We start from the raw sequence: 11,000 nt of genomic DNA, 5'->3' as shown, positions 1-11,000 counted from the left end.
CCCCCCCCCCCCCCCCCCCCCCCCCCCCCCCCCCCCCCCCCCCCCCCCCCCCCCCCCCCCCCCCCCCCCCAGGCAACTAACTCATGTACTGTGCTGCCGCATTGCTCAAGGTCTTGGCAATCTCATCGCGCAACGCTCCGGGCTGCTCGATCACCACCGCCTCCCCCTGGCTCAGCACCCACCAGCGCAATGGCCCGCCATCTTCCACCGTGGCCCGCAGCCGATGCCCCTGGTCCAGGGCCGTCAGTTGCATGTCCACGCTCAACGGCGCCTCGCGCAGCTGCCGGGCCAATGGGTCGCTGACCCAGGCCTGCATCTCGATCCCTTCACCCTGCGCCGGCTGAAGCGAATCACCCCGCAAATATCCCTGCAGGTCGAAATTCCCCCGCAACTCGCCAGCCACATTCGCCGACCAATGCCAGCCAAACGGAATGCTCTTGTCATTACGATCCAGTGGAAAGATCAGCGACAACTCATTAAGGTCCCGCTCCACCGTACGTTTGCTGATGTTGAAGCCCACATCGCGCAGGCGCCACACCAGTTCGGCGCTGGTAATACCTGGTGAACGGCTGGGTAACTGGCGCAGCAGCGCCCACTGACGGCTGAGGGTGGCGCGGGTGGTGGCGAACGGCAAAAGGTAACGTCCTTGTCTAGGCTTGCCGCAACAGGATGGCGGCTCGAGCGGGTCATGGCAATTAGCCATAACTCGCTCAGATCCAGGAATGTGCAATTGGTTGCCTTGCCCCGAATCGTTCGCGACAGGTTTTGACGTGACGTCGCGCAGAATCACGCCTCATCACAGCCGCGGTCGGGCCTGTGGGTCGTTCAATGAGGATGAACATGTCTGCTGTCAGCAATATCCATTCGCTGCTCGCCCGTCTTCTGCCTGAGCAGGTCATTTGCCCACCGACACCCGCCGGCAGGCGACAGCGGCTGTTTGCCGGGGTAGGGCAGCCCAGCCAGCGCGCGCTGCTGGTCAACCGGCTGGACGAGGCCCACGACCTGCAGGCGGTGTACACCGACCTGCGCCAGCAGGCACTGGCCGGCAATGTGTCGGCCCTCAATGACCTCGGCTGGATCTGGCTCAATGGCAAGTACTGGCGGGCCGACACCGCGCTGGCCGGCCACCTGCTGCGCATGGCGGCGCTACAGGGCAATGCGGCGGCGTGGTTCAACCTGGGGCAGCAGCACTACTTCGGCAAGGGTGTCGAAACCTCCTATGCCCAGGCCGAGGAATGTTATCGCCAAGCCTTCGAGCGGGGCATGCTGCATGCGGCTGCCGCGCTGGGCGACCTCTACGAAGAGGAAGTCTGCGATGCCGCGCTGGGCTGGCAGGTGGACCCGGGCCAGGCTTACCAATGGTTCTTGCGCGGCGCCGAGCGGGGCGAGGCGCGTTGCCGCTTCGAAGTGGGCTACCGCTTGCTGCATGGCCTGTACGTGGACGCGGACATCAAGGCCGCGCTGTATTGGCTGGAACTGGCAGCGGCAACCGGAGTGATGCAGGCGGCAGAGGAGTTGGCGGTGCATTTCAGCAGCCGGGATGACGCGCGTTACCAGGACTGGCGTGACCGTGCGCTGCAGATGGGCAGCAACTTGGCCCTGACCATGAAACTGGAAGACCAGATTCAGCCCTGAATGAACAAGAATTCATCAAGGCCCCCCGTCGCCCACGGTTGACGAGAGGGGGAGGCACAGGCGTATATTGATAGTTAGCAAACTATGAATATCCTTGGTTCTCTACATGTCCATTGACTCCCTGCGCCTGCAAGTCAGCAGCGGCATGGTGGTTGCCGCTCGCCACTGGCGACGCATCTGCCACAACGCCGTTATCGGCTACGGTATTTCCGAGGCTTGCGCCGCGCCGTTGCTGATGATCGTGCGCCTGGGCGACGGCGTGCATCAGGTGGCCGTGGCCCAGGCTGCCGGTCTGGAAAGTCCATCGCTGGTGCGCCTGCTGGATCAGTTGTGCAGGGCAGGCCTGGTCTGTCGCAGCGAAGATCCACTGGACCGCCGTGCCAAGGCCTTGAGCCTGACCGCCGAAGGTCGCGTTTTGGCCGAAACCATCGAAGCTGAGCTGGTGCGCGTACGGCATGATGTGCTGCGAGGCATCGACGAGGCCGACCTGCAGGCCGCGCTACGCGTGTTGCGTGCCTTCGAAGCCGCTGGTTTGGGTACTGCAGGCGGGGTGACATGAACGGTTTCTTCAGCTCGGTGCCGCCGGCACGCGACTGGTTCTACGGTGTGCGCACCTTCGCCGCATCGATGATCGCCCTTTACATCGCACTGCTGCTGCAGTTGCCGCGCCCGTATTGGGCGATGGCCACGGTGTACATCGTCTCCAGCCCCTTCGTCGGCCCTACCAGCTCCAAGGCGGTGTATCGCGCCGTGGGTACGCTGCTCGGTGCCGCCGGGGCGATCTTCTTCGTGCCGCCGCTGGTGCAGTCACCGTTGCTGCTGAGCATCGCCATCGCCCTGTGGACTGGCACCTTGCTGTTCCTCTCGCTGAACCTGCGCACGGCGAACAACTATGTGCTGATGCTGGCGGGCTACACCTTGCCGATGATTGCCCTGGCGGTGGTCGACAACCCGCTGGCGGTGTTCGACGTGGCGTCCTCCCGGGCCCAGGAAATCTGCCTGGGGATCGTCTGTGCGGCAGTGGTCGGTGCGATCTTTTGGCCACGCCGGCTGGCCCCGGTGGTAGTGGGCGCCACCGGGAACTGGTTCACCGAGGCGATCCGCTACAGCGACACCTACCTCGCCCGTGAAGCCAGCGCCGACCAGGTCGGTGGCATGCGCGGGGCGATGGTCACCACCTTCAACTCACTGGAGCTGATGATCGGCCAGCTCGGCCATGAAGGTGCCGGCCCGCATACCTTGAAGAACGCCCGCGAGCTGCGCGGACGAATGATTCATCTGCTACCGGTGATCGACGCCCTCGACGACGCCCTGGTCGCCCTCGAAGGCCGCGCCCCGGCCCATTACGCGCAGATCCAGCCGGTGCTGGATGCCGCCCGCGAATGGCTCAAAGGTACCGCCGACAGTGCCTCCATCGCCCGCTGGACCGCCCTGCACGAGCAGATCGACCGCCTGCAGCCCGGCGCCGCCGCCCTCGACCAGCGTGCCGAGTTGCTGCTGTCCAATGCCCTTTACCGCCTGACCGAGTGGGCCGATCTGTGGCAGGACTGCTGCTCCTTGCAGCACGCCCTGCGCACCGACGACCCCAAGCCCTGGCGCGCGGTATACCGCCACTGGCGCCTGGGCCGGCTGACAGCGTTTTTCGACCGTGGCCTGATGCTCTACTCGGTGGTCTCCACGGTGCTGGCGATCGTCGTCGCCTGCGGCCTGTGGATCGGCCTGGGCTGGAACGACGGCGCCAGTGCGGTGATCCTTGCCGCCGTATCGTGCAGCTTCTTCGCCGCCATGGACGACCCGGCGCCGCAGATCTACCGGTTCTTCTTCTGGACCCTGATGTCGGTGATCTTCTCCAGCCTGTACCTGTTCCTGGTGCTGCCCAACCTGCACGACTTCCCGATGCTGGTGCTGGCCTTTGCGATCCCGTTCATCTGTGTCGGCACCCTGACCGTGCAGCCGCGCTTCTACCTCGGCACTTTGCTGACCATCGTCAACACCTCGACGTTCATCAGTATCCAGGGTGCCTACGACGCTGACTTCTTTACCTTCCTCAACTCCAACCTGGCCGGCCCCGTGGGCCTGCTGTTCGCCTTCATCTGGACCTTGGTGTTGCGCCCGTTCGGCGTGGAACTGGCGGCCAAGCGCATGACCCGCTTCGTCTGGCGCGACATCGTCGAAATGACCGAGCCGGCGACCCTGGCCGAGCATCGCCAGGTCGGTGTGCAGATGCTCGACCGTCTCATGCAGCACCTGCCGCGGCTGTCGCAGACCGGCCAGGACAGCGGCGTGGCGCTGCGCGACCTGCGCGTGGGGTTGAACCTGCTCGACCTGCTGGCCTACATGCCTCGCGCCGGCCAGCAGGCCCGCGAGCGCCTGGGCACGGTAATCGAGGAAGTCGGCGCGCATTACGCCGCCTGCCTGCGTGCTGGCGAGCGCCTGCATGCCCCGGCCGCGCTGCTGCGCAACATGGAGCGTGCGCGCCTGGCGCTGAACCTGGATGAACTGTACGAGCGCGGCGATGCCCGCACTCATCTGCTGCATGCCCTGGCAGGCCTGCGCCTGGCCTTGCTGCCAGGTGTCGAGGTGATGCTCGAGCCTGCCGAACAACCGCAACTGCCCCCCGGCCTCGACGGAGCGCCCCTGTGATCGGTGAACTGGATATCAGCGGGGTGTTCCTGCCCACGCTGCTGGTGATGATGTTTGGCACCTACCTGCTGTTCCTGGGGGTGCACGCGGTGCTGGTGCGCCTGCATTTCTACCGCCTGGTCTGGCACCGGGCGCTGTTCAACGTTGCCCTGTATGCCCTGCTGCTGGGTGCGGTCGACCACTTTTGCCGAAGCCTGATGCTGCCATGAAAAAACCTTTGCTGACCCTGGGCCGTGTGGTCCTGACCTTGCTGGTAGTGACCTTCGCCGCCGTGCTCGTGTGGCAGATGGTGGTGTACTACATGTTCGCCCCCTGGACCCGCGACGGGCACATCCGCGCCGACGTGATCCAGATTGCCCCCGACGTGTCCGGCCTGATCCAGAAGGTCGAGGTGCGCGACAACCAGACCGTCAAACGCGGCGATGTGCTGTTCACCATCGACCAGGACCGCTTTACCCTGGCCCTGCGCCAAGCCAAGGCGACCCTCGGTGAGCGCCAGGAAACCCTGGCCCAGGCGTCCCGCGAAGCGCAGCGTAACCGCAAGCTCGGCAACCTGGTGGCGGCCGAGCAACTGGAAGAGAGCCAGTCTCGCGAGGCCCGCGCCCGGTCGGCGGTCAGCGAGGCCCAGGTGGCGGTCGACACTGCCCAGCTCAACCTCGACCGCTCGGTGGTACGCAGCCCGGTAGATGGCTACCTCAACGACCGCGCTCCGCGAGACCATGAATTCGTCAGCGCTGGCCGCCCGGTGCTGTCGGTGGTCGACAGTGCCTCGTACCACGTCGATGGCTACTTCGAGGAAACCAAGCTCGGTGGCATCCACATCGGCGACGCCGTGGACATCCGCGTGATGGGCGACAACACCCGCCTGCGCGGCCATGTGCAGAGCTTCGCCGCCGGCATCGAAGACCGTGATCGCGTCAGCGGTGCCAACCTGCTGCCCAACGTCAACCCGGCGTTCAGCTGGGTGCGCCTGGCCCAGCGCATTCCGGTGCGCATCGCCTTCGACGAAGTGCCGGAAGACTTCCGCATGATCGCCGGGCGCACGGCCACCGTGTCGATCCTCGAGGGCCAGCGCCCATGAAACAGCTGATGCTGGCAGGGTTCTGCCTGTCGCTGGGGGCCTGCATGATGGTCGGCCCCGATTACCAAGTGCCAAAGGACGCGGCGGTGCAACGCAGCGACCTCAACGGCCCGCTGCGCCAGGATGCCGACAGCGTGGTGTCGGCGCCGGTGCCCGAGGACTGGTGGCAGCTGTATCAGGATCAACGCCTCAACGAGCTGGTGCGCCAGGCGCTGAGTGCCAACACCGAGCTGCGCGTGGCTGCGGCCAACATCGCCAAGGCCCGTGCCCAGGTCGAAGTGGCCGAGTCTCAAGGCGGCTTCAATGGCGGTATCAAGGCCGGCGTCCAGCGCCTGCAGGAGTCTGGCCAGGCTTTCCTGCTGCCGGAGAAGGTACCGGTGGCCAACATCGGCGAGGCGATCATCAGTGCCTCGTACCAGTTCGACCTGTGGGGCACCTTCAAGCGCGGCACCGAGGCCGCCAGGGCCAACGCCGATGCGGTGCAGGCCGCTGCCGACACCGCACGCATCACCCTGGTGGCCGACGTGGTCAAGGCTTACACCCAGGTGTGCTCGGCCAACGAGGAATTCCACATCGCCCGCGAGTCGCTCGACTTGCAGGAGCAGAGCGTAAAGCTCAACCAGCGCCTGCGCGACGCCGGCCGTGGCGACGAAACCCAGGTCACCCGCTCGCAGACCCAGTTCAAGTCGTTGCGCGCCGAACTGCCGCGCTTCAAGGCCGAGCGCGAAACGGGCATGTACACCCTGGCGGCGCTGCTGGCCGTGCCTGTGGATAAGTTACCCGCCGGTACCGCCGATTGCGCCGAGCTGCCGCACCTCAACCAGTTGGTGCCGGTGGGTGATGGCGCGGCCCTGCTCAAGCGCCGCCCTGATGTGCGCCAGGCCGAGCGCCAGCTGGCGGCGGCCACCGCCGAGATTGGCGTGGCTACGGGGGCGCTGTACCCGGATATCAGCATCGGTGCCCAGGTCGGCACCATCGGTATCCTCGAAGACCTCGGCGATCCGTCGACCAACCGCTGGGGCTTTGGTCCGCAGATCAGCTGGAGCATCCCGACCAACGGGACCCGTGCGCGAATTCGCATGGCAGAAGCCTCGACCCAGGCTGCCTTGGCGCATTTCGACGGCGTGGTGCTGAACGCCATCCGCGAGACCCAGACCCGTCTGGCCCAATACAGCGCCCTGTTGGACCGGCGTGATGCGCTGGCTGAGGCGGAGAAGTCGGCGAAGGAAGCGGCGGACCAGACGCACCGGTATTACCAGGCGGGGCGTGAGTCGTTCCTCGCCGACTTGCAGGCGACGCGGACCTATACCGATGTGCGGGCGCAATTGGCGGCGGCCAACAGCCAGGTGGCGTTGGGGCAGATTGGCGTGTTCCTGGCATTGGGTGGGGGGTGGAAGCAGTGAGGTATTGGCTTGAGATTGGGTGATCGCTGACAGGTGCCCGCCTTGACGCATTCAGCGCCTGTGAGACCGAGCGCCGCCCGCGCGGCGCTCGATCTCATAGGCGCTGCAAACCTGTCGGCGGGCCCCTGTCAGCCCTCACCCTATCTCCCGGCAGGCACCTCCTGAATCCAATGAAGTCCCTTGCTGTCAGACATTTCCGAATCTGAAACCAAATGCTTCAGTTCTGATTTCATGTCGAATTATCCTACGGCACCTGTCGGAAGGTCCTGTCTTGGCTGGGAAGTCTCCAAGAAATACTGTCCTCGGGACCCTTTTCCAGGCGCATTGACCCTCCGAAATTCATCCCCCTGTTCACTTCTGGTGCCGTAATTATTGGCCTGGGTGCAGTTCCCTGGCTTGAGTTTATATCGATATCGATATATTTTTGACCTGCAGCTTCCTGCATGTTCAGCCAAGCCTTTCGAGACAGATGGGATGGAGCAACGTGACTCAGTGCCTTGGTCAGGGCGAGTGATGAATTGCGAGCACATCTAGCGTCTGGATAGACGGCAAAGGGGCATTTGACATGCGGGTTGATGAGAAACCCATCGAGTGGGTGGGCAGCAGTAAGGATGACCTACGCAGCTTTCCGCTGGTAGCCAGGCAGCGAGCTGGGTATCAGCTGGATTTGATTCAAGCGGGCGAGGAGCCTGCGGACTGGAAGCCAGTGGAAGCGGTATGACAAGGCGTGCGGGAAATACGCATCAAGTGCAAAGACGGGGCTTTTCGCGTTTTTTTTGTGATTAGCAGTCCTGAAGCCATCTACGTCCTGCATGCATTTCGCAAGACTACTGAGAAGACTGAGAAACGCGACATCGACCTGGCAAGAGCTCGGTTCAGGTCGCTGGGTTAAAACAGAAGGATTCAACGATGGCACATGAGAGATCTACCTCGGTTTGGGACGCGTTGGTTGACTCGCCTGAAGAAGCCGAGAACCTCCGGCTGCGTTCCAAGTTAATGCGCGAATTGACCAGGGCTGTGCGGGCTTGGGATCTACCGCAAAAGGATGCAGCAAAGCGGTTGCGGGTGACTCAACCGCGCTTGAGCGAGCTGCTCAATGGCAAGATTGATAAATTTTCGCTGGATGCCTTGGTGAACCTGCTAGCCAATGCTGACTTGGAAGTAGATTTCACAGTGAAAGGGAAGGCAGCGTAGTTTGGACAAGTGATTCAGCTCGGGCTGGCCTTGCACTGGCCCGAATTTTTAGCGCTGGGCAAAGGCACGTGCGCTGTCAGACATTTCCGAACCTGAAACCAAATGCTTCAGTTCTGATTTCATGTCGAATTATCCTACGGCGCCTGTCGGAAGGTGCTGTCTTGGCTGGGAAGTGCTCCCGGACTACTGTCCCTGGGTCGCCTCGCAAGGTGATCGGGCGTGAGACACCCGTTTGGTACAGGGCGCATCGCTTATGGCGGTCGTGCGCGGGCAGGCTTTTGCCTGGCCGGGTCTCCTGTACCCCGGGTCTCACCCCGTGCACGGCTGCCACCCAAATCCGTGAGACGAGGAGGAAGGCAGGACATTTCCAAGTACAGGAGTTCAGCCATGAAAAAGCTAGTCCCCGACCCACCTCCTACCTCTATCCCCCAACTCGACATCCCCGGCTTCTCGCTCATCACGCCACCCGGCATCGAGCAATGCGATGCGCTGATGCGCGCCTTGACCCTCACCGTGCAGCAAACCTACGGCGTCTTGCTGGACAGCGAGCCAGGCCCGCAGCGTGACGCCATGGCCATGAACAGCCGTCTGCTGTGCCGAGTGGTATCGGCCCTGGCCGAACACTCGGACCTCCCCATCTAAAGCAAGGAGCGACAGGCTGAGCACTTGTCCACAAGACGCAGTAACCGCAGGCGTGCAGACCTTCGACCTTTTCAGCCTCAAGCCCGACGTGCCCTTTGACCATGCCTTCTCGCAGCTATCAGTGTTGCTCGGCTGCATCCGCCACCTCACCACCGAAGCAGAAATGGAGAATGACCGCATGGCCGGCAGTGCGGCGCGGATTCTCAGTGAAATGGCCAAGGCGCTGATCGACGATATGGAGCTGGGCCTGAACAAGGTTCTTCAATAAACCTCGAGAACATGGGACTGCATGGCAGCCCCATTGCTGTGACGACCCACTTCATCTGATTTGTCTCAAGATTTTTCATGAAATCCACTGACAACGCTTGAGCGAAGCAAAGTGGAAGTGAACAATGTTCTCTTTCGCATTCCCTCCGAGATTGGCCATGAAAACCCGTTCCTGTCTGCTCGCCTGGTTACCGGCCGTAGTGCTCGGCCCGGTGCTGGCGCTGTGCATCACCCTGGCGCAGGCCGAAGCGCCTGCCGAGGCCGCCAAGGCCTTGCATCTGCTGGATTACATTGGTGCCGACTACCCGCCTACCGTGGAAAACGGCAAGGTCATCGATGATGGTGAATACCTTGAACAGCGGGAATTCAGTACGGTGCTTGCCGACCTGATCAAAGGCCTGCCGGCGAACGCCGAGCAAGCCGGGCTTGAGCAAGGTGTGCAGGCGCTGCGCCAAGCCATCGACCAGCGCCAGGACGGTGCCTCAGTGGCCAAGCAGGCCCGCCAGCTGGGTGCCCGCCTGGCGGTGGCCTACGAGGTCAGCCAGGCTCCGGTCATTACTCCGGACCCGGCCCGAGGCGCCTCGCTGTATGCGCAGAACTGCTCGATCTGCCACGGTGATACTGGCGCAGGCGACGGCCCGGCAGGTGTGGGCCTGGAGCCAGCACCGGCCAACCTGCGCGATACCGCACGTCTCGATCAATTGAGCCTGTTCGACCTCTACAACACCTTGGCCCTGGGCATCGACGGCACCGAAATGCCGTCCTTCGCCGACCAGCTCGACGAGCGCCAGCGTTGGGACGTGGCCGCCTACATCGCCAGCTTCACTGCCAAGCCTGAAGCGGCCAAGGGCGAGAAGACCTGGAACATCGCCGACCTGGCCCGCCAGACCCCGGCCGAAGTCGCTGCCACTGAAGGCGCTGCCGCGGTCGAGGCGTTCCGTGCCCAGCGCGCCCAGCCGCCGCAGGTCAAGCGCGGCCCGTCGCAATTGCTCGATTACACCGCAAGCACCCTCGACAAGAGCCTGGCGGCTTACCGTGCAGGCGACCACGACCAAGCCTATGACTTGTCGGTGGCGGCTTATCTGGAAGGCTTCGAACTGGTCGAGAGCTCGCTGGACAACATCGATACAGAGGCGCGCAAAAGCACCGAAAAGGCCCTGATGGCCTATCGTCAGTCGCTGCAGGACGGCCTGCCGGTCGCCCAGGCCGAACAACGTCTGAGCGAAGCGAAAACCAAGCTCGATCAGGCCGCCAAGCTGCTGGGCAGCGATGGCCTGAGCTGGTCGCTGAGTTACATCTCCGGCCTGCTCATCCTGCTGCGTGAAGGCCTCGAGGCTATTCTGGTTCTGGCCGCGATCCTGGCCTTCCTTCGCAACACCGGGCAGCAATCGGCCATGCGCAGCGTCAACATCGGCTGGGGCCTGGCGCTGGTTGCAGGCTTTGCCACCTGGGCCGTGGCGGCCTATGTGATCGATGTTGGTGGTGCCCAGCGTGAGCTGCTGGAAGGCAGCACAGCCTTGTTCGCCAGCGTCATGGTGCTGTGGCTGGGCGTATGGATGCACGACCGCCGTCACGCCGCCGCCTGGCAGGATTACATCAAGAGCAGCCTGGTCAGTGGCGGCGGGCGCTTCGGCTTTGCCGTGCTGGCGTTCTTCTCGGTGTACCGCGAGCTGTTCGAAGTGATCCTGTTCTACGAAACCCTGTGGCTGCAGGCTGGCCCCGCTGGCCACCAGGCAGTGCTGGCCGGCGGTGCCACAGCGCTGGTGCTGCTGGTGGGGCTGGCATGGGTAATCTTGCGCGGTTCGGCGAAGCTGCCGCTGTCGCTGTTCTTCAGCATCAACGCCGGGCTGCTGTGCGCCCTGTCGGTGGTGTTCGCCGGGCACGGCGTGAAGGCGCTGCAGGAGGCAGGCGTGCTGGGCACGCGGCCGGTGGCGTTCTTCGAATTCGACTGGCTGGGGATTCACCCCGATGTGTACTCGCTGAGTGCGCAGGCGGTGGCTTTGCTGGCGATTCTGGTGTTGTATGGGCGTAGCCGCCTGGCCGACAAGCGCCGGGCTACAGCTAACTGATTGGGGCCGCTGCGCGGCCCATCGCGACACAAGGCCGCTCCTACAGACGATCGCGTTCCCTGTAGG

11 protein-coding genes and 1 pseudogene are annotated in these 11,000 nt (G+C 63.7%); 11 read left to right on the top strand and 1 reads right to left on the bottom strand.

Annotated elements, in window-relative coordinates; all coding sequences use genetic code 11:
* Nucleotides 1-76: 76 nt before the first annotated feature.
* On the bottom strand, nucleotides 77-634 hold the full coding sequence (locus tag ACLEJU_RS24185) for a WYL domain-containing protein (RefSeq protein ID WP_435423557.1): 558 nt from the start codon (nucleotides 632-634) through the stop codon (nucleotides 77-79).
* A gap of 206 nt (nucleotides 635-840) precedes the next feature.
* Here ACLEJU_RS24185 and ACLEJU_RS24180 point away from each other — a divergent pair, with 206 nt between their 5' ends.
* The 11 genes and pseudogenes from ACLEJU_RS24180 to ACLEJU_RS24130 all read left to right on the top strand — a co-directional run bounded on the left by ACLEJU_RS24180 (nucleotide 841) and on the right by ACLEJU_RS24130 (nucleotide 10,934).
* A complete protein-coding gene (locus ACLEJU_RS24180) occupies nucleotides 841-1,635 on the top strand; it encodes a tetratricopeptide repeat protein (protein WP_435423558.1) in 795 nt (264 codons plus the stop codon).
* A gap of 106 nt (nucleotides 1,636-1,741) precedes the next feature.
* Entirely contained in the window at nucleotides 1,742-2,194 is a 453-nt protein-coding gene (locus ACLEJU_RS24175) for a MarR family winged helix-turn-helix transcriptional regulator (RefSeq protein WP_435423559.1), read from the top strand.
* Nucleotides 2,191-4,278, top strand: coding sequence for an FUSC family protein (locus ACLEJU_RS24170; protein ID WP_435423560.1), 2,088 nt, complete (start codon nucleotides 2,191-2,193; stop codon nucleotides 4,276-4,278). The genes ACLEJU_RS24175 and ACLEJU_RS24170 overlap by 4 nt, the downstream gene beginning before the upstream one ends.
* Complete coding sequence (locus ACLEJU_RS24165) at nucleotides 4,275-4,487, top strand: DUF1656 domain-containing protein (RefSeq protein ID WP_435423561.1); 213 nt, start codon at nucleotides 4,275-4,277, stop codon at nucleotides 4,485-4,487. Before ACLEJU_RS24170 ends, ACLEJU_RS24165 begins: the two co-directional genes overlap by 4 nt.
* Nucleotides 4,484-5,359 carry an efflux RND transporter periplasmic adaptor subunit gene (locus ACLEJU_RS24160; protein WP_159412583.1) on the top strand — a complete coding sequence of 292 codons (876 nt, stop codon included), beginning with the start codon at nucleotides 4,484-4,486 and terminating at the stop codon, nucleotides 5,357-5,359. The genes ACLEJU_RS24165 and ACLEJU_RS24160 overlap by 4 nt, the downstream gene beginning before the upstream one ends.
* A complete protein-coding gene (locus ACLEJU_RS24155) occupies nucleotides 5,356-6,762 on the top strand; it encodes an efflux transporter outer membrane subunit (protein ID WP_435423562.1) in 1,407 nt (468 codons plus the stop codon). The genes ACLEJU_RS24160 and ACLEJU_RS24155 overlap by 4 nt, the downstream gene beginning before the upstream one ends.
* 565 nt (nucleotides 6,763-7,327) lie before the next feature.
* Nucleotides 7,328-7,654: pseudogene (locus tag ACLEJU_RS24150) on the top strand (type II toxin-antitoxin system RelE/ParE family toxin).
* Between the two features lie 17 nt (nucleotides 7,655-7,671).
* On the top strand, nucleotides 7,672-7,956 hold the full coding sequence (locus ACLEJU_RS24145; protein ID WP_435423563.1) for a helix-turn-helix domain-containing protein: 285 nt from the start codon (nucleotides 7,672-7,674) through the stop codon (nucleotides 7,954-7,956).
* Nucleotides 7,957-8,343: 387 nt separating this feature from the next.
* Nucleotides 8,344-8,598 carry a hypothetical protein gene (locus ACLEJU_RS24140; RefSeq protein ID WP_435423564.1) on the top strand — a complete coding sequence of 85 codons (255 nt, stop codon included), beginning with the start codon at nucleotides 8,344-8,346 and terminating at the stop codon, nucleotides 8,596-8,598.
* Nucleotides 8,599-8,650: 52 nt separating this feature from the next.
* Nucleotides 8,651-8,866 (top strand): DUF3077 domain-containing protein, encoded by a 216-nt coding sequence (locus ACLEJU_RS24135; protein ID WP_435423565.1) that lies wholly within the window; start codon nucleotides 8,651-8,653, stop codon nucleotides 8,864-8,866.
* A gap of 124 nt (nucleotides 8,867-8,990) precedes the next feature.
* Nucleotides 8,991-10,934, top strand: coding sequence for an FTR1 family protein (locus ACLEJU_RS24130; RefSeq protein ID WP_435423566.1), 1,944 nt, complete (start codon nucleotides 8,991-8,993; stop codon nucleotides 10,932-10,934).
* Nucleotides 10,935-11,000 lie beyond the last annotated feature (66 nt).

The sequence above is a fragment of the Pseudomonas sp. SMN11 genome, assembly GCF_052041945.1.
In the GTDB taxonomy this organism is placed as follows: Bacteria; Pseudomonadota; Gammaproteobacteria; order Pseudomonadales; family Pseudomonadaceae; genus Aquipseudomonas.
This window is presented reverse-complemented; position numbering and strand designations above follow the sequence as displayed.

Coding starts and splice junctions, on each gene's coding strand:
- ACLEJU_RS24170 (WP_435423560.1), top strand. CDS start 2,191: ATGAACGGTTTCTTCAGCTCGGTGCCGCCGGCACGCGACTGGTTCTAC.
- ACLEJU_RS24145 (WP_435423563.1), top strand. CDS start 7,672: ATGGCACATGAGAGATCTACCTCGGTTTGGGACGCGTTGGTTGACTCG.
- ACLEJU_RS24130 (WP_435423566.1), top strand. CDS start 8,991: ATGTTCTCTTTCGCATTCCCTCCGAGATTGGCCATGAAAACCCGTTCC.
- ACLEJU_RS24175 (WP_435423559.1), top strand. CDS start 1,742: ATGTCCATTGACTCCCTGCGCCTGCAAGTCAGCAGCGGCATGGTGGTT.
- ACLEJU_RS24155 (WP_435423562.1), top strand. CDS start 5,356: ATGAAACAGCTGATGCTGGCAGGGTTCTGCCTGTCGCTGGGGGCCTGC.
- ACLEJU_RS24180 (WP_435423558.1), top strand. CDS start 841: ATGTCTGCTGTCAGCAATATCCATTCGCTGCTCGCCCGTCTTCTGCCT.
- ACLEJU_RS24140 (WP_435423564.1), top strand. CDS start 8,344: ATGAAAAAGCTAGTCCCCGACCCACCTCCTACCTCTATCCCCCAACTC.
- ACLEJU_RS24160 (WP_159412583.1), top strand. CDS start 4,484: ATGAAAAAACCTTTGCTGACCCTGGGCCGTGTGGTCCTGACCTTGCTG.